This window comes from Rhodovulum iodosum (genome assembly GCF_041020385.1).
Classification (GTDB): Bacteria; Pseudomonadota; Alphaproteobacteria; order Rhodobacterales; family Rhodobacteraceae; genus Rhodovulum; species Rhodovulum iodosum.
Genome location: NZ_JBEHHI010000001.1, coordinates 369438 through 386516, shown reverse-complemented (window position 1 = coordinate 386516; position 17079 = coordinate 369438). Strand labels below are relative to the sequence as shown.

Sequence of the window (17079 nt, the reverse complement as noted above, 5' to 3'; positions counted from 1 at the left end):
AATCTAGGGCCATTGCCGAGGCTTGGCCAGTAGCCGGCGTTGAAATCCCGCTGGCGCTATTGCCCCAGAAGCAGCGTTGTGCAATCGGCGATGCGCGTATCCAGCGCCGCTTCGGCCCGGGCCACCCGGGCGCGGTCGAAGCTGTATTCCATATCGGCCAGCAGCACCGCGGTATCTGTCCAGCCCGCCGAGCGCCAGCGCAGGTGCTCGCCGCCGGGTACCCCGTTGGCCTGGGCCGCGGGCAGCGTGGCGTCGAGCAGCATGTCGAACATGTCACGCTGGCGCAGCGTGTCGGTCCAGTCGGGGTTTTCCATCGCCTTCTGACGCACGGCCAGCGCGGCAAGGCGGCCAGAGCATGTGGCAAAGACCTCTGCCCGTTTCCAGGGTGTGCCGGGCAGGGCGAGCGTGGCGGAGGCTGTCAGGACCACGCAGACCGCGCCACGCAGGGCGGTGGTGAAGAGCGCTGTCATGTAACAAGTTTACGACACACCTGCGACGTGTCAATAATGTATATACGTTTAATGTAATAATGCTGTCACTTTGATGTCATCCGACGCGGAGTGCCCAATGCCTCGGCGGGATGCGCGTCAATGCGCGGGCAGCCCGTTTTCGACGGCAAAGCGGCGGCAGATCTCGGCCCGGCGCAGGAATTGCTCGCGGCTGTCGCGCCACCCGTCGATGATGTAGCTGCGCAGCAAAAGCATCAGGTCGGGACGCATCGCGTTTATGCGCCGGTCCACGTCTGCCGCGTCGCCGCCGGCCAGGCCGATGGCGGCGGCGCGGAACGCCTCGGCCATCTCCCGCGCCTCGTCCGGCGGGGCGGCGTCGATGGCATAGCGCGCGCGGAAATCCGCCATGGCCGACCAGAGCGCGGCGCATTCGGTGGCGGGATAGGTCGGATCGGGCTGGGCCCCGGCGGCGCCGGTGAACAACAGGATGGCCAGCGCGGCGCGGATCACCCCAGGCTCAGGCTTGCGGCGCTTTCGGGCAGTTCCTCGTCGAACAGCCGCTGGTAGAACTCGGCCACGGTCTGCCGCTCCAGCTCATCGCATTTGTTGAGGAAGGTCACACGGAACGCATAACCGATGTCGCCGCGGAAGATCTCGGCGTTTTGTGCCCAGGCGATCACCGTCCGGGGGCTCATCACCGTCGACAGGTCGCCATTCATGAAGGCGGTGCGCGTCAGGTCGGCCACGGTCACCATATGGCCCACGCTCTTGCGCCCCTTCTCGGTGTTGTAATGCGGGCACTTGGCCAGCACGATCGCGGTTTCCGCATCGTGGGACAGGTAGTTGAGCGTGGCCACCAGGCTCCAACGGTCCATCTGGCCCTGGTTGATCTGCTGGGTGCCGTGATAAAGGCCGGTCGTGTCGCCGAGGCCCACGGTGTTGGCCGTGGCGAACAGGCGAAAGGACGGGTGCGGTGTGATCACCTCGTTCTGGTCGAGCAGCGTCAGCTTGCCGTCGACCTCCAGTACCCGCTGGATCACGAACATCACGTCGGCGCGGCCCGCATCGTATTCGTCGAACACGATGGCGCAAGGATTCCTGAGCGCCCAGGGCAGGATACCCTCCTGGAACTCGGTGACCTGCTTGCCGTCCTTCAGCTTGATCGCGTCCTTGCCGATCAGGTCGATCCGGCTGATATGGCTGTCGAGGTTGACCCGCACGCAGGGCCAGTTGAGCCGTGCCGCCACCTGTTCGATATGGGTCGACTTGCCGGTGCCGTGATAGCCTTGGATCATCACCCGCCGGTTATGGGCGAAACCCGCCAGAATCGCGAGCGTGGTGTCGGGATCGAACTTGTAGGTGGTGTCGATATCGGGCACCCGGTCGGACCGCTCTTCGAAGCCCTTGACCGTCATGTCGGTGTCGATTCCGAAGACCTCCCGCACCGAGACGTCTTCGGTGGGTTTCGCTGCGCTTGCCATCGTGTTGTCCGTCTTTTCGTGCTTCGTGCCGCGCGGCGTGGCGCGGGCCTAGTCTCGCCGTTAGTGGAACATATCGCGGGGGCGTGCAAGGGGAAGGGCCGATCGGGCGAGGCATCGACGCTCGCGCCCTTGTGCGCAGCCTTTCGGGGATTGTGAATAGGTTGCAGCGCGCGGTGCCACTACATTGATAAGTGGAGGTGCAAGATGAAACGACGCCTATTCCTGCAAAGCGCTGCCGCGCTCGCCCTCGCCACGCCGGTGCGCGCCGGCGAACGCTTCGAGGTGACGCGGACCGATGCCGAGTGGCGCGCGATGCTGAGCGATCTCGAATACCGCGTGATGCGCCGCGAGGGCACCGAGCGCGCCTTTACCAGCCCGCTGAACGACGAAGAGCGCAAGGGCGTGTTCCACTGCAAGGGGTGCGACCTGGCGCTTTACGCGTCCGAAACCAAGTACGACAGCGGCACCGGCTGGCCCAGCTTCTACGAGGCGCTGCCGGATGCCGTGGCGACGAGGCCCGACCGCAAGCTCCTGTTCGTGCGCACCGAGGTCCATTGCCGCCGTTGCGGCAGCCACCTGGGCCACATATTCGATGACGGACCGCCCCCCACCGGCAAACGGCATTGCATCAACGGGGTGAGCCTGGTGTTCAAGCCCGCCAACAGCGCCTGACGGCGTGATAATGGGCCCCGGTCCTGACAGGGCGGGACTCGTGAAACGCTCCGGGCGGGCCGGCCGGCCGGCCATGTGAACGCGATCCGGATACCTGCGCCAGCGGTTCGGCCCAGCCCGACATAACCCCCTAGACGGCCTTCCAAAGCCGCCCCGCCAAGCGCGTGCGATGGGCGGGCCGGCGGCGTGCCCTGCCTGCAAGGCCGCGAGAAACATGGAACCTCGCGCTCTGCCGAACGTTGAACCACCAACGCAAAACAAGCGCGCGGCGCCGCGTCGCGCGCTTCGGCAAGCAATTCGGTGGAGCCGTATCATGACACGAGCGAACAAGTGGAAAGTTGGCCTGGGGTTGGTCGTTGTTGTCGTATTGGCCGGGGTCTGGGTGCGTTGGGGCCCTGACTCGTGGGAGGTTCAGATCACCGGCACGACCGGCGATGGGCGCGACGTCCAGTACCGGATCGAGACGGTTTACGCTGGCACGTCCGACACGCTGATCTTCAAGAACATGGATGCGGGGTTTGTGCCGCCCTATTTCAAGTTCGACTCGGCCGACCTTCAGTCGGTTGCGAGCCGGGTCACGCGGGAATGCCCCGAGGTTGCCGTCACGGTGAACGGCTACGGGCTGCGTATCCCCTTCCTCAGCATGTTCCCGAACGCGACGTCGATCGACGCGCCGGAGCGGTGCCGCAGGGCGCCTTCCGATCAGGGCGAGGGGGAAGTGACCGGCAGCAGCTGACTGGCACTGCCGTGTCACACCCCCGCCGGGGCGCATGCCCGCGCGTCCCCGGATCGGGCGGCAGGCATTGCCTGCCGCCCGGTTACTTGAAGCTGCGGCTGTCCTTGATCTGATCCCAGGCCCAGACGACCTCTTGCAGCCGGTCCTCGTCGGCGCGGTTGCCGCCGTTCATGTCCGGGTGCAAATCCTTGACCAGCGACTTGTACTGCTTGCGGATTTCCGCCTTGGTCCAGTGATCGCGCGCCTCGAGGATTTCCAGCGCGCGGCGCTCGGTCGGGGGCAGGCGGCGGGTGGTGCCGTTGGTGCTGCGGCCAGGGTTGCGGGTGGCGTTTTCGCCCAGCACCTGGTGGGGGTCGTCCACGCCGAGGCGCGCCCAGGCGCGCTGTTCCTCTTCGCTGGCGAAGGGGCGGGTGGCACGGCCCCAGACCCGGTCCTTCTCGATCTGCGCGTCGAGCTCGTCCTCGGTGGCGCCGTTGAAGAAGTTCCATTTCAGATTGTACTCGCGCACATGGTCCTTGCAGAACCAGTAATACTCGTCGAGGTGATCGGGTGATTTCGGTGCGCGGTACTGGCCCAGCTCTTCGCAGCCGGGATGCTCGCACTTGCGGTTCGAGGTTTCGAAGGCGCCCGACATGCCACGACGGCCGCGGGTACGCTTTTTCTTGTCCGCTGAGACGGAGATATCGAATCCGAAGGGATCGCTCTTGGCCATGACCTGCCACCTGTTCGACTCGGACTGGAGAGTTTAGACTTTTGTGCAGAGGAATGAAGAGGGCGCGGACGAAAAATGAACATGAGCGAGGAAATCCGGACCCGGCTGCAACAGGCCTTCGCGCCCGAGCGGCTGGTGGTAACCGACGAAAGCGAGCGGCACCGGGGCCATGCGGGCTATCGCGAAGGCGGCGAGAGCCATTTCCGCGTCGAGATTGCCGCCCCGGCATTGGCCGGGCAGGGCAGGCTGGCACGCCACCGGGCGGTGCACGCGGCGCTGGGCCCTGAAATCATGGGGCGCATCCACGCGCTGGCGCTAAAGATCGAGGCCTAGTGGCGGCGTCTTGCACCAAGAGGTCTCCGGGAACCGGTGGCGAGATCCATTGAAGGAATTTTGCGCCTCGTCTTATTCGGCGGCCACATCCCGAGACGGCCGGGCGGGCGGATCCTGCGCATCGGCCGGGCCCAGCGCCGGGGACGGGCCGGCATTCGGGCGCGCCGTGAGGCTGGCCGCCGCGGCCGCGGCAATCTGATCGGGCGTCTGCGGCTGAGGCGGCGTCACCGACGGGGCGGCCACGGGCGCGCCCTGCCGTTGCTCGGACCTGGCGGCGGGGGCAGCGTGCCGCGGCTCGGCCCGGGCAGGCTCATCCTGCAGAGCCCGGCGGAAGACCAGCATGTTCTTAAAACTCGATGTCTTGCCCGTCAGCCCCTGCCGCTCTTCGCAGGGCAGCGTATCGGCGCGCAGGTATTCCCAGCCCGTGCGGGCCATCTCGTTCATCAGCGCGGTCAGGGCATGGGCAAAGCGTGCCTCAGTCCCCTTCACGCCGCGCGCGCGCGCCGCCTTCGATGGCGCCGGAACGACCTTGTATTCATAATGCGACATTAAAAATCCCCCGCAATTACCGCTACACCCTAGCGATTCGCGCCGGCGAAGTCCAAGCGCACGACCAGATTTTCGACGCGCCGGGCGGGCGGGCACGCTCAGGTGCCGTAGGCGCGGGGCTGGTCCTTGACGTCCTCGGCGGCGGCGATCAGCGCATCGGCGATGAAATCCAGCTCGGGCCGGGTCAGTCGCGCGGGCAGGCGCACGTCGCAGGCGCGCATCAGCATCGCCCGCGTTTTCGGCAGCTCGGGCAGATCGTCCAGGAACTGCCAGTTCCAATAGGCACGCGCGTTGTCCTGGCTCAGCCCGAATACCTGGACCGACACGCCACGGGCCTTGGCCGCGGCCTGAAAGGCATGCGCCTCGGCGTCAGCGCGAAAGCCCACGAGGTTGAACTGGATCGAGTCCGGCGCGCGGGTTTCGGGCGCCAGGGGCGGCGGCACGTCGAGCCAGGACGAGCCATTCAGCCGTTCGGCCACGTAATCATGGTTGGCCCGCCCGTCGCGCACCCGTCGCGCGACCTCGGCCAGTTGCGGGCGGATCACGGCGGCCGAGAGGTTCTGCATCCGTGTGTTGTAAAGCGGCAGCTTGTTCTGCCAGCGGGCAAAGCTGTTTTGCAGCCCGTGATGCTTTTTCCAGTTATGCTCGTAGGCGCCCGACATGATGACGGCGCGGGCGGCGAGGTCGGCGTCGTCGGTCACCAGGATGCCGCCTTCGCCGGCGTTCACCATCTTGTAGGACTGAAACGAGAAACAGCCGATCTTGCCCAGCGTGCCGATCTTGCGCCCGTGCCAGAGGGTGCCGAGCGAATGCGCGGCGTCCTCGATCACGGGGATGTCGCGGGTCCGCGCCAGCGCCATGATCGCGTCCATGTCCGAGGTATGTCCGCGCATGTGGCTGATCAGGATCGCGTCGACGCCGTCGAGCCTGGCCTCGAAATCGGCCATGTCGAGGCGGAAATTCGCGCCCACCTCGGCCAGCACGGGCACGCAGTCGGCATGGACAACGGCCGAGGGCACGGCGGCGAAGGTGAAGGCCGGGATCAGCACCCGTGCGCCCCGCGGCAGGTCCAGCGCCTTGAGCGACAGGAACAGCGCGGCCGAGCACGAGGCGACGGCCACCGCGTATGTCACGCCCATGAACTCGGCGAACTCGCGCTCTAAAAGCGCCACCGGCGCATCCGCCGGGGCGGTGTAGCGGAACAGGTCGCCCGATTGCAGCAGGCGGTCGATCTCGGCGCGGGCGGCTTCGGGGATCGGCTCGGCGTCGTAGACGTTGGGCGCCAGGGACATGTCTTCACCTTCTCTGAAAGTCGTTTTCAGAAAAGCTGTAAGTTGGCGGGCGCGTCAAGGCAAAGTGCGATCTGCTGTGGCGGCAGCGTTAGATGCCCAGCGTGTCGCGCAGGCCATACCAGCCCATGGCCAGCGCCAGCAGCGGCCGGCGCAGGCCGCCGGCGCCGGGAAAGGGCGGGCAGGGCAGGCGCGCCATCAGGTCGAAATCCTCGGCCTGGCCGGCGGTCGCCTCGCCCATCAGCCGCCCTGCAAGGGTGGCCAGCGCGACGCCGTGGCCCGAATAGCCAGAGGCCGACAGCACGTTGGGCGCCACACGGGCGAAATGCGGCAGGCGCGAGCGGGTGATCGCCAGCGTGCCGCCCCAGGCATAGTCGATCTTGACATCGGCCAGTTGCGGAAAGACCTCCTGCATCGGCTTGCGCACCTTGGATGCGATATCCTCGGGGAAGCGGTAGCCATAGCTTTCGCCGCCGCCGAAGATCAGCCGCCCATCCTCGGACAGGCGGAAATAGTTGACCACGAAGCGGCTGTCGGCCACCGCCACGGGCTTGGCCAGCACGGTGGCGGCGCGCTTGCCCAAGGGCTCGGTCGCAACCATGAAATTGTTGATCGGCATCACCCGGGCGGCCACGCGGTCGTCGAGCCCGCCCAGATAGCCGTTGCAGGCGAGGATGACGTGATCCGCCTCGACATGGCCCTTGTCGGTGCGCACGACCGCCCGGTCGCCATGCTGGACCTGGTGCACCGCAGACCCTTCGCACAGCCGCGCGCCCGCGCGCTCGGCCGCTTGGGCGAGCCCCAGCGCAAAGGCCAGCGGGTTGAGGTGCCCCGCGCCCCAGTCGACGCTGCCGCCCTGGTAAACGGGCGAGCCCACCAGCGTGCGGATTTCTTGCCGGGTCAGGGGCTCGATCAGGTCGTATTCGTAATCGCGCAGCAGCTTTTCGGCATAGGCATGGACATGGGGCACATGGCGCGCCTGCCATTCGGCGTGGACCACACCGGGGCGAAAGCCGCAATCCATGCCGTGCGTGGCGATCAGCTCGGCCACCAGCGCCTTGGCGTCTTCGGCCAGATGCCATAGCCGCGCGGCATCGCCGTCGCCCAGCATCCGTTCCAGTTGCGTCTGGTCCGCGCGCTGGCCCGAGCCCACCTGCCCGCCGTTGCGTCCCGAGGCGCCGAAACCCAGCCTTTGCGCCTCGAGCAAGACGACGTCATAGCCCCGCTGCGCCAGGTGCAGCGCCGCCGACAGCCCCGTATAGCCGCCGCCGATCACGCAGACATCTGCGCGCGCCGCGCCCTTCAGCGGCGGATGCTCGGGCAATAGCGGTGTGTTCGCGGTGTAATAGCTGGCCGGGTAGGCGCCGCGCTTGTCGTTGGCAAAGAGCAGGTTCATACGTTCAACAACAGATGCTCGCGTTCCCAGGGGCTGATGACCTGGAGGAACTCCTTGTATTCCAGCCGTTTCACGGCTGCGTAGACACGGCAGAACTCGGGGCCCAGCACCTCGTGCAGCGCCGGTGCCGCCTCGAAAAGGTCCAGCGCCTCGGCCACGTTGCGCGGGATGCCCTCGGCGCTGGCATAGGCGTCGCCCTTGAACTCGTCCTTTGGGTAGATGCCGTCCATCAGCCCCAGATATCCGCAGGCCAGCGACGCGGCGATGCCCAGGTAGGGGTTGCAGTCCATCCCCGCCAGCCGGTTCTCGGCGCGCCGGCTCTCGGGCTCGGACACCGGCACGCGCAGCCCCGTGGTGCGGTTGTCGCGTGCCCATTCGAGGTTGATAGGCGCGGCGAAATCGGGGACGTAGCGCCGATAGCTGTTGACGTAAGGCGCCAGGATCGCGGTGACCGCGGGGATATGCGTCTGAAGCCCGGCGATGAAGTGCAGGAACGCGCGGCTTTCGCTGCCGTCTGGTTCGGAAAAGATGTTGTGGCCGGTTTTGGCGTCGACCACCGAGTGGTGGATATGCATCGCCGATCCGGGCTCGTCCTCGATCGGCTTGGCCATGAAGGTCGCGTAGCAGTCGTGCCTGAGGGCCGCCTCGCGGATCAGCCGCTTGAAATAGAAGATCTCGTCGGCCAGCTTGACCGGGTCGCCGTGGCGCAGGTTCAACTCGACCTGCCCGGCGCCGCCCTCTTGCAGGATGCCGTCGATCTCCAGCCCCTGGGCCTCGGCGAAATCGTAGATGTCGTCGATCACGGGGCCGTATTCGTCGACCGCGCTCATCGAGTAGGCCTGCCGCGCGGCGGCGCGGCGGCCCGAGCGGCCCATCGGCGGCTCGACCGGATGGGCCGGGTCCACGTTGCGGGCAACGAGGAAGAACTCCATCTCCGGGGCTACGATCGGCACCCAGCCGCGGGCGTTGTAAAGCTCGACCACCCGTTTGAGAACGTTGCGCGGCGCGATGGGCACCGGCGCGCCGGTCTGGTCGGCGATCTCGTGGATCACCTGAAGCGTGTAGTCGCCGGTCCAGGGCGCGGCGCTGGCGGTGGTGAAATCCGGCGTCAGGATCATGTCGGGCTCGGTAAAGGCCTGGCCCTCGATATCGGCCCAGTCGCCGGTGATGGTCTGCAGGAAGATCGAGTTGGGCAGGTAGAAATGCGTCTGCTTGGCGAATTTCGCTGCCGGCATCGCCTTGCCGCGGGCCACGCCGGCCAGATCGGCGACGATGCATTCCACCTCGTCCAGCTTGCGCCCGTATAGGTATTGGCGCGCGGCCTCGGGCAGTTGCTCTGTCCAGTCGTTCATGGTGCCGGCTCCTCGCGGCGCAGAAAGGCGGCCATGCGCGCGGCCATGCGGGCCGAGGACGGGGCGGTCGACCGGTCCAGCACGGCGCGCGCGGCGGCCAGGCGGTCGGGCGGCACGACGCCCGGCGCGCGCACCTGCATCAGCCCCTCGATGAAGGCGGGGCCGTATTCCGGGTGGGGCTGCACCGAATAGGCGCGGTCGCCGTAGATCAGCGCCGCATGGGCGCAGCCCGGCGCGGTGCCCACGGTTTCGGCGCCGTCCGGGGGCGTGATCACCTGGTCCTGGTGCCAGGCCTGCAAGCGGTAGCTCTGCCCCTCGATCTCGTACTCGGTGGGCCCGACCTCCCAGCCGCCGGCGAATTTCTCGACGCGCCCGCCCAGCGCGCGGGCGATGATCTGGTGGCCGAAACAGATGCCGACGATCGGCACGTTTTCGGCGATGGCGGCGCGGACGAACTCTTCCAGCGGGGGGATGAAGGGCAGATCGTCGTAGACGCCGTGGCGCGACCCGGTGATGAGCCATCCTTCGGCGGCGTGGACGCTGTCGGGAAACGCCATCGCCTCGACGTTCCACGCCCGGAAGGAAAAGCCCTCGCCGCCCAGCATCCGCGCGATCATTTCGCTGTAGTCGCCATGCGCGGCCCGAAGCGCGTCGGGCGCGTGGCCGGTTTCCAGAATGCCGATCTGCATGGGGTCTCGCCAAGTTGTGGGAGCGACCGTAATCCCGCCCGCGAGTCTCGGCAAGGGCCGGCGTTTGCTACAATGCCGTCGAGGGCGTCCAAGGCGGACAGGAAAAGGAAGCCTTGGGTTCGTTAACGTTTTGTGGTCTAATTTTCTTGTTTTTGTCTTGGAGGGGCTGGAATTGCGCTCCGCCCGAGTTCGTCGATGCATTTACGAGTAAACTCGATTGGATGAGAAATTGGACAAGCGGTTGGACAGTGTCGACGGGGTGCGCGCGGTGGCAATCCTGTGGGTCGCATTATTTCACTTCGCGTTTTTCTGGTCTGCGGCCGGCAAAGGGCTCGATCTTCTTCCCTACGACGACATGCTGGCGTGGATTCCCCTGGCCGACGTGGGACATCTGGGCGTCAGCCTTTTCTTCATCGTCTCCGGTCTGGTCATCGCGCTCAGCCTGACGCGGTCGAAATCGGCGTCCCAATTCGGGCTGCGGCGGATGGCGCGGCTCTGGCCGACCTTCGCGGTCTGCGCGACGTTGACCTTCCTGACGACGACAGTACTCGGGCCCGAGGTGCTGCGCCGGTCGGTGCCGGAATACCTGATCTCGCTGAGCTTCGTACCACCCGCCCATGTGGGCCGCGCATTCGGCGTGCCCGGCATGGAATGGCTGGACGGCGCCTATTGGTCGATATGGGTTGAGGTGCGGTTCTACGCGCTGGCTGCGTTTCTTTATTTCGCGTTGCCGTGGTCCTTTATCCGGTGCTGGGCCGTGGTCGCCGCGGGGTGCGCCGCCGTCCACCTGCTGGGAATCGCCGGCGTCGGGCCGGCCGATGCGCTGTCGCGGCTGCTCTTCGCAGAGCACCAGCCGTTTTTCACCGCCGGCATCGCGCTGGCCTTCCTGATGCATGGGCAGGAACGGTGGCTGGCCCGCGCGCTGCTTACGGTGTCGGTGGCGCTGGCCCTGTTCTACGGCTGGGCCAAACTCGACTGGGCGACGGCGGGGACCGCTGTCCCGCTGGGCGCGGTACTGGCCTGTTTCGTCATCGCCGCGGTCTCCGTCCTGCGCGCGGGGGCGATCCCGCTACTGCGCTGGGCACCGATGACGGCATTGGGCCGGGCGAGCTATGTCTACTACCTGCTGCACCAGAATCTCGGGCTCGCGCTGCTCGCGGCCGTCCCACTCGCGGGACTGGCCTCGGTGATGGTGATGCTGGCGATCCAGGCGGGGCTGATTGCGCTTGCGATCTTCCTGCATCTGAACGTGGAGAAACCGGTGCTGCGCTGGTTGCGCAGGCGCATCGACGGGCCGCGCGTGGCCGCACCGCAACCGCCGCAGCCGGTTCGGTCGGCGGCGGCCGCGGGCAATCCGCACCCCTGAGGGGGGCGCTAGACCGTGTCCAGATAAAGCGCCCTCTGCTGCGCCTCGGTCATCGTGTCCAGGCGGGCCATTTCCTGCCGCTTGGTGCGCACGAGGTTCTCGACCAGCCCGGGCGGGAAGATACGGGCAACCAGTTCCCCGGCCTCGAAGGCGGAAATTGCACTGGCCCAGTCGGCGGGAAGTTGCGGCAGGTCCTGCGCATAGGCGTTGCCGGTGACGGGCGCGGGCGGGGTCAGTTCGGCCTCGATCCCTTCCAGCGCGGCCCCCAGTGTCGCGGCGACCGTCAGGTAGGGGTTCACGTCGCCGCCCGCCGTGCGCTGTTCGATGCGCCGGGCCTTCGGGTTGCCGCCGGGGATGCGGATCGCGGCGGTCCGGTTCTCGTAGGCCCAAGAAATCGCGGTGGGGGCGTGGGCGCCGGGCACGAGGCGGGCATAGCTGTTGGCATGGGGGGCGAGGATCAGCGCCATCTCGGGCAGCGCCTTGAGACACCCGGCGACCGCGTGGTGCAGCGCAGGCGTGCCGCGGGCGCCGCCATCGTCGAAGATGTTGTCGCCCGCCCCGTCCAGCACCGAGAAATGGATATGCAGCCCGTTGCCCGGATGATCCGGGTAGGGCTTGGCCATGAAACTGGCGGCAAAACCGTGCTGCCGGGCCATCCCCTTGACCAGCAGCTTGAAAAGCCAGGTGTCGTCGGCGGCTTTCATCGCCTCGGTGTGGCAGAGGTTGATCTCGAACTGGCCCATGCCCCCCTCGCTGATCAGCGCGTCGGCGGGAATGTCCATCGCCTCGCAGGCGTCGTAGAGGTCGTTGAAAAAGGCGTCGAAGGCATCGATCGTGCGCAGGCCCAGAATCTCGGCCCCCGCACGGCGCTTGCCCGAGCGGGGCGAGCGCGGCGGGGCGAGCGTGTCCTTGCTGTCGTCGATCAGGTAGAATTCCAGCTCGGTCGCCACCTGCGGGTGCCAGCCATGCGCGGCATAGCGCTCCAGCACGCGGGCCAGCGCATGGCGCGGGTCGCCCTCGAAGGGGCGGCCGTCTTCACGATACATCCACAGCGGCAACAGCGCCGAGGGCGCATCGAGCCACGGCATCGGCACGAAACCGCGGCCCGTGGGGTAGAGCACGCCGTCGGCATCGCCGGTCTCGAAGACCAGCGGGCTTTCGTCGATATCCTCGCCCCAGATGTCGAGATTGAGTACCGAAAGCGGAAAGCGCACGCCTTCCTCCTCGGCCTTGCCGGCAAACCGCGCGGGCACCCGCTTGCCACGGGCTTGGCCGTTGAGATCGCACGCGGCAACGCGGATCGAGCGCACCTCGGGATGCGCGGCCAGCCATTCGCTCACCTCAGCACCTGCGGGCGGAACCGGATCGGACGGCGCCGTTCTTGCGGCAGGTGACGGTTGAGCCGGCGGTTGATCAGCCCGAAAATCGTGATGATGACCAGCGTCAGCAAGATGAAATAGCCCGCCACGATCGGGTAGGGGATGAACGGGTTGAACGTCTTGTCGGCGAAGTAACTGGCGTAATAAAGCGCGTCGCCCTTCTGCTGCCAGGCCGGAAAGCCCGAGAAATAGACCAGCGTCGTGGCGTGAAACAGGAAGATCGCCTCGTTGGTGTAGGCCGGCCAGGCAAGCCGCAGCATCGTGGGCCAGACCACCCGGCGGAACTTGGCCAAGCCCGACAGGCCATAGGCGTCGGCGGCCTCCAGGTCGCCCTTGGGCACCGAGCGCAGCGCGCCATAAAAGATCTCGCCCGAATAGGCGGCGGTGTTGAGAAACAGCACGATCAGCGCGCCCGCCCAGGCCCGCGTCAGCCAGCGGGTATCGGCGGTGATCTCGGTGAAGATCAGGTTGATCTCGATCCCCGATTTCGGCAGCAGCACGAAGGCCTCGTAGGCCAGGAAGAACTGGATGAAGAGCGGCGAGCCGCGGAACAGGAAGATGAACCATTCCGCGGGTTTGCGCACCGCCCACAGGCGGCTCGACCGCGCCACGGCCACCCCGGTTGCGAGGAAAAAGCCGAAGAGCAGCGCGAAGGCGCCGAAGTAGATGTTCCAGATCAGGCCCGACCCGATCAGCGTGATCTGCTCGCACAGCGTGAAATCCGACCGCGGCAACAACCGTTCGCCGATGCCGACCGAGCGCAGCGCGTAATCGGCGATGGTCTGGACGCAGCTCATCGGGCCGCCTTCCGCTGTGCTTCGCCGGCCAGCGTCGCCTGCCCGTGGGACAGGCGCACGGTCACCCGGCCCAGCACGATTTCCGAAACCTTGGTGAGGCCGAGATAGAAAACCAGCAGCCCGAGGAAGTAGTAAAGCCGCCAGTCCGGGTGCGGATAGGCGTAGATCGAGGTCTTGGACCCGCCCAGTTCGCGCGCCCAGTAAACGATATCCTCAACCCCGAGAAGGAACAGCAAGGGCGTGGCCTTGATCAGGATCATCCAGAGGTTCGAAAGCCCCGGCAGGGCATAAACCCACATTTGCGGCACCAGGATGCGCCAGAAGGCCTGGCGCTGGGTCATCCCGTAGGCCTCGGCGGTTTCGATCTGCGCGCGCGGAACCGCGCGCATCGCGCCGAAAAGCACATTCGCCGCGAAGGCGCCGAAGACGATGGCGAAGGCCAGCACGGCGAGAAAAAAGCCGTAGGTCTCGTGCATCCATTGGGGGCTGGTCGAGAGCGGCAGCTTGGCCTGGGCGCAGACCACGAAATCGCTGCCCTGGCGCACCGGTTCCGACCAGTCGGGGCATTTCGCCTTGTGCCGCAGCCATTCGAACGCCTGGTCCAGCGCGATGGGCACGAAGAGAAAGAAGATGATGTCCGGCACGCCCCGGACCATCGCCGTGTAGGCCCGCCCGATCAGACGCACCGGCCACAGCCGCGCCCGCGCCGCCATCGCACCGCCAAAGCCGAAGGCCAGTGCCGCCGGCGCGGTGATCAGCAGCAACAGCATCACCGTCCCGAACGAGGCGTAGAACGCCATGTGCTTGCCGCTGGTCAGATAGCAGGCCAGCCAGGCGAACCCGTCAAGCGTGGAAGGATCGGAGCAAGAGGCGAACATTTCAAGCGCGCGCGGCGCGTGGGGGCGCCGCGCGCATGGGGCTCAAATCAGTACCCGCCGTCCATGCCGTCGAACCACTTGGCGATCAGCGTGTTCAGCGTGCCGTCTTCCTTGACCGAGGCGATGGCCGCGTCGAACTTGGCCTTCAGCTCGGCATCGGATTCGCGCACGCCGACGCCGATGCCGTCGCCCAGCATCACGTCGCCGCCCACGATCACGAGCTCGCCGCCGGATTCGTTGACGATGGGCTCGAGAAAGCCCTTGTCGGCCAGCACCACGTCGGCTTCGCCGTTGCGGACGGCGGCGATGGTCTCGTCGGGGGTGGCGAATTCCACCAGCGTGGCGCCGGTCGAGGCGACGTGGCTGGCCTGGATCGTGCCGGTCTGGGCGGCGACGACGGCCGAGTTCACGTCGATATCGTCACTCAGCGCGACATAGACCGACGGGTCGGGCGGAAAGTAGCTTTGGGTGAAGTCGATCACCTCGTCGCGCTCGTCGGTGATCGACATGCCCGCGATGATGGTGTCGTAGTTGCCCGACACCAGGTTGGGGATGATCGAATCCCACTCGTTGGTGACCCATTCGCAGGTCAGTTCGGCGCGCTTGCAAAGCTCGTCGCCCAGCTCGCGCTCGAACCCGTCGACCTCGCCGTTGTCGTTGATGAAGTTGTACGGAGGGTAAGCGCCCTCGGTGCCCATGCGCACCGTCATGGAATGGCTCGCGGCCAGGGCGATCCCGGCGGTCAGCGCAAGGGCGGCGGTGCCAAGGATAATCGGTCTCATCGTCTGCGAACTCCCGTTTGTGGTTGGTTGCCCGGCCCTGGGGTCAGGCCGCGGCGGTTGCACTCAAGAATTGCCTCAGCCGCTCGGACTTGGGCGAGCCGAACAGGCGGTCTGGCGGGCCCTCTTCCTCGATCAGGCCCTGATGGAGGAAGACGACGTGGTCGGACACATCGGCGGCAAGCCGCATGTCGTGGGTGACCAGCATCATCGTGCGCCCCTCTTCCGCAAGCGCCTTGATGACGCGCACCACCTCCTGCTCGAGTTCCGGGTCCAGGGCAGAGGTCGGTTCGTCGAACAGCAGCGCCCGGGGCTGCATCGCCAGCGCCCGCGCGATGGCCGCGCGCTGCTGCTGGCCGCCCGACAGCTGGGCGGGAAAGACATCGGCCTTGTCGCCGATACCGACCTTTGCCAGCAATTCGCGCGCGCGGGTCTCGACCGCGTCGCGCTGCTCTTTCAGCACGGTGACGGGGGCCTCCATCACGTTTTGCAGGATCGTCATATGCGCCCAGAGGTTGAACTGCTGGAACACCATCGACAGGTTGGTGCGGATGCGGATCACCTGGGCGCGGTCGGCGGGCTGGCGGTGCGGGCCCTGGCCGCGCCATGTGACCGGCTCGTCCTCGAAGATGATGTCGCCCTGCTGGCTGTCCTCCAGCAGGTTGGCACAGCGCAAGAGGGTGGACTTGCCCGATCCCGACGACCCGATCAGCGAGACCACGTCGCCCCGCCGTGCCGTCAGGCTGACGCCCTTGAGCACTTCGAGGGCACCATAGCTCTTGTGAAGATCGCGGATCTCCAGGACGGGCGGGTTAGTGTCGGTCACGCAGGCAGCGGCATCTTTGTTATCCCCAAGGCCGAAGTAGGGCGCAAATCCTGGTCGATTGCAACGGGGTTTTTGCTGCCTGCCGTTGCGTCTGCCCAAGATTTGGGCAGGTTGCGGCGGGGATGCCCGGCGGCGGCCCGGCAATAGACGCGGCCCTTGGTCACGCGCCGCTGTTCGCAGGGGTTTCGGGGCTCAGCCCGCGCGGCGCGCCTCGACCCGCTGGCGCGCGAGCGCGCTGTCGCGGTCGTTCACGCCCAGCAGCTTGGCCACGAGGCGCAACAGCCCGTCTTCCTCTTCGTCGCGGATGCCATCGGCCAGCACCACGTCCCAGAGCGCCTCGACCACGCCTTCGCGCTCTTCATAGGCCACGGCATCCTTGATCGCGCGGGTAAAGCGCACGGTGTCGGGCGCCTCGCCTTCCAGCGCCTCGGAGCGTCTGCGCAGGTCGGTCGCCTCGAAGGGCGACAGCCCGTAGCGCGCGGCGAGGATGCGCTCGATCCGTTCGGCCTCCTCATGGGCATATTCGCCGTCGGAATGGGCGATGCGCACCAGAAGCGCGCCAAGCGCCAGCCGCGCATCGGGGTCGGGCAGGAGGGCGGGGTCGGGCGCGGTCAGGCGTGAGAGGAAATCTGCGAACATGGGCCGAGATATAGTCCCGCTTTGCGCCCGGTCCAAGCCCCGGCGCGGCTCAGCCGGTCAGCGGCAGGCAGCCGAACCGGATATCGTCGAGCGCGATGCCCCCCGGGTCGAGATTGGTCACCAAAAGCCCCGCGATGGCGGGGGCGCCCGTCTCGGTGCGGAACCCGAAGCCCGAGATGCCGCCACCGGGCCGTCGCGCGAGGCGGGCCATAAGCCGGCCGTCGCGCCCGTAGAAGGCAAAGCTTACGTCGCCGCGATGGGCGGTATTGGTGCCCAGCGCATCCACGTATTCGGTGTGCAGGCGCAATGTCACCGCGCAGGCATCGCGGGTAAACAGAACCGCCGCCGACCCCTCGCCCCGCCCGTCCTCGGCGGGCCAGCCGACGGGGCCCAGCGGGTAGAGCGCGTTGGAGCCGAAGGCGCGGTGGAACGAGACCGACAGCCCCCGGCCGGGTGCGCCGGTTTCCAGCGCCAGCGGGGCGTCGGGCCGGCCTTCGGGCGCGTCGTGGCGGCCGTCTTCGGGGCCGGGCGCCTCGGCCAGCCGCTGGCCGGCAAAACGTTCGCCCAGCCGGGCGCCGATCACCGCCAGCCCGTGGTTCAGGTTGTGCCCGGGCTCGGGCAGGGCGGGCAGCTCTTCGAAATCTATCCGGCCGTCCAGAAGCGGCGCCAGCGCATCGTGGGGCGCCGCCTCGATGCCTTGTCCGGCCGCCGGGCCGGCGACGAGGGCGGCCAGCAGCCAGGCGGCCCCGGCGCGCAC

The 17079-nt window shown here is 67.2% G+C and carries 20 protein-coding genes; 4 read left to right on the top strand and 16 right to left on the bottom strand.

Features of this window, described 5'->3' with window-relative positions; translation table 11 throughout:
- Positions 1-56: 56 nt before the first annotated feature.
- From Ga0609869_RS01890 to cobS, 3 genes are all read right to left on the bottom strand, one after another.
- Positions 57-470 carry a hypothetical protein gene (locus Ga0609869_RS01890; RefSeq protein ID WP_125403519.1) on the bottom strand — a complete coding sequence of 138 codons (414 nt, stop codon included), beginning with the start codon at positions 468-470 and terminating at the stop codon, positions 57-59.
- Between the two features lie 117 nt (positions 471-587).
- Complete coding sequence (locus tag Ga0609869_RS01885; RefSeq protein WP_125403518.1) at positions 588-959, bottom strand: hypothetical protein; 372 nt, start codon at positions 957-959, stop codon at positions 588-590.
- Complete coding sequence (gene cobS / locus Ga0609869_RS01880; protein WP_125403517.1) at positions 956-1930, bottom strand: cobaltochelatase subunit CobS; 975 nt, start codon at positions 1928-1930, stop codon at positions 956-958. The genes Ga0609869_RS01885 and cobS overlap by 4 nt, the downstream gene beginning before the upstream one ends.
- A gap of 204 nt (positions 1931-2134) precedes the next feature.
- On the opposite strand from cobS, the gene msrB reads away from it, so the two are divergent.
- Positions 2135-2602: a peptide-methionine (R)-S-oxide reductase MsrB gene (msrB, locus tag Ga0609869_RS01875; RefSeq protein ID WP_125403516.1), complete on the top strand. Its 468-nt coding sequence runs from the start codon at positions 2135-2137 to the stop codon at positions 2600-2602.
- A 313-nt stretch (positions 2603-2915) separates the two neighbouring features.
- Entirely contained in the window at positions 2916-3338 is a 423-nt protein-coding gene (locus Ga0609869_RS01870) for a DUF1523 family protein (protein WP_125403515.1), read from the top strand.
- An 82-nt stretch (positions 3339-3420) separates the two neighbouring features.
- Here the strand turns inward: Ga0609869_RS01870 and Ga0609869_RS01865 are convergent, their stop codons facing one another.
- A complete protein-coding gene (locus tag Ga0609869_RS01865) occupies positions 3421-4050 on the bottom strand; it encodes a J domain-containing protein (RefSeq protein ID WP_125403514.1) in 630 nt (209 codons plus the stop codon).
- Between the two features lie 75 nt (positions 4051-4125).
- Here Ga0609869_RS01865 and Ga0609869_RS01860 point away from each other — a divergent pair, with 75 nt between their 5' ends.
- Positions 4126-4383, top strand: a complete 258-nt coding sequence (locus Ga0609869_RS01860; RefSeq protein WP_125403513.1) for a BolA family protein — start codon at positions 4126-4128, stop codon at positions 4381-4383.
- 72 nt (positions 4384-4455) lie between these two features.
- On the opposite strand, the gene Ga0609869_RS01855 is transcribed toward Ga0609869_RS01860, so the two are convergent.
- The 5 genes from Ga0609869_RS01855 to Ga0609869_RS01835 form a co-directional block, all read right to left on the bottom strand.
- Positions 4456-4932: a DUF4177 domain-containing protein gene (locus Ga0609869_RS01855; protein ID WP_125403512.1), complete on the bottom strand. Its 477-nt coding sequence runs from the start codon at positions 4930-4932 to the stop codon at positions 4456-4458.
- A 98-nt stretch (positions 4933-5030) separates the two neighbouring features.
- A complete protein-coding gene (locus tag Ga0609869_RS01850) occupies positions 5031-6224 on the bottom strand; it encodes a DegT/DnrJ/EryC1/StrS family aminotransferase (RefSeq protein WP_125403511.1) in 1194 nt (397 codons plus the stop codon).
- Positions 6225-6312: 88 nt separating this feature from the next.
- A complete protein-coding gene (locus tag Ga0609869_RS01845) occupies positions 6313-7617 on the bottom strand; it encodes an NAD(P)/FAD-dependent oxidoreductase (protein WP_125403510.1) in 1305 nt (434 codons plus the stop codon).
- Entirely contained in the window at positions 7614-8969 is a 1356-nt protein-coding gene (locus Ga0609869_RS01840; protein WP_125403509.1) for a glutamine synthetase family protein, read from the bottom strand. Before Ga0609869_RS01840 ends, Ga0609869_RS01845 begins: the two co-directional genes overlap by 4 nt.
- Positions 8966-9658, bottom strand: a complete 693-nt coding sequence (locus tag Ga0609869_RS01835; RefSeq protein WP_125403508.1) for a type 1 glutamine amidotransferase — start codon at positions 9656-9658, stop codon at positions 8966-8968. Before Ga0609869_RS01835 ends, Ga0609869_RS01840 begins: the two co-directional genes overlap by 4 nt.
- Positions 9659-9875: 217 nt before the next feature.
- Between Ga0609869_RS01835 and Ga0609869_RS01830 the strand changes: the two genes are divergently transcribed.
- A complete protein-coding gene (locus Ga0609869_RS01830; protein WP_125403507.1) occupies positions 9876-11024 on the top strand; it encodes an acyltransferase family protein in 1149 nt (382 codons plus the stop codon).
- An 8-nt stretch (positions 11025-11032) separates the two neighbouring features.
- On the opposite strand, the gene Ga0609869_RS01825 is transcribed toward Ga0609869_RS01830, so the two are convergent.
- From Ga0609869_RS01825 to Ga0609869_RS01795, 7 genes are all read right to left on the bottom strand, one after another.
- The gene (locus Ga0609869_RS01825) at positions 11033-12364 is read right to left on the bottom strand and encodes a glutamine synthetase family protein (RefSeq protein WP_125403506.1); all 1332 of its coding nucleotides are present in this window, start codon (positions 12362-12364) and stop codon (positions 11033-11035) included.
- Positions 12361-13200, bottom strand: coding sequence for an ABC transporter permease (locus Ga0609869_RS01820; RefSeq protein WP_125403505.1), 840 nt, complete (start codon positions 13198-13200; stop codon positions 12361-12363). Before Ga0609869_RS01820 ends, Ga0609869_RS01825 begins: the two co-directional genes overlap by 4 nt.
- Positions 13197-14078 (bottom strand): ABC transporter permease, encoded by an 882-nt coding sequence (locus Ga0609869_RS01815; protein ID WP_125403504.1) that lies wholly within the window; start codon positions 14076-14078, stop codon positions 13197-13199. Before Ga0609869_RS01815 ends, Ga0609869_RS01820 begins: the two co-directional genes overlap by 4 nt.
- Positions 14079-14125: 47 nt before the next feature.
- Positions 14126-14860, bottom strand: a complete 735-nt coding sequence (locus Ga0609869_RS01810; RefSeq protein ID WP_125403503.1) for a transporter substrate-binding domain-containing protein — start codon at positions 14858-14860, stop codon at positions 14126-14128.
- Positions 14861-14903: 43 nt separating this feature from the next.
- On the bottom strand, positions 14904-15683 hold the full coding sequence (locus tag Ga0609869_RS01805) for an ABC transporter ATP-binding protein (RefSeq protein WP_125403502.1): 780 nt from the start codon (positions 15681-15683) through the stop codon (positions 14904-14906).
- 192 nt (positions 15684-15875) lie between these two features.
- A complete protein-coding gene (locus Ga0609869_RS01800) occupies positions 15876-16322 on the bottom strand; it encodes a tellurite resistance TerB family protein (protein WP_125403501.1) in 447 nt (148 codons plus the stop codon).
- Positions 16323-16371: 49 nt separating this feature from the next.
- Positions 16372-17079 carry a hypothetical protein gene (locus Ga0609869_RS01795; RefSeq protein ID WP_125403500.1) on the bottom strand — a complete coding sequence of 236 codons (708 nt, stop codon included), beginning with the start codon at positions 17077-17079 and terminating at the stop codon, positions 16372-16374.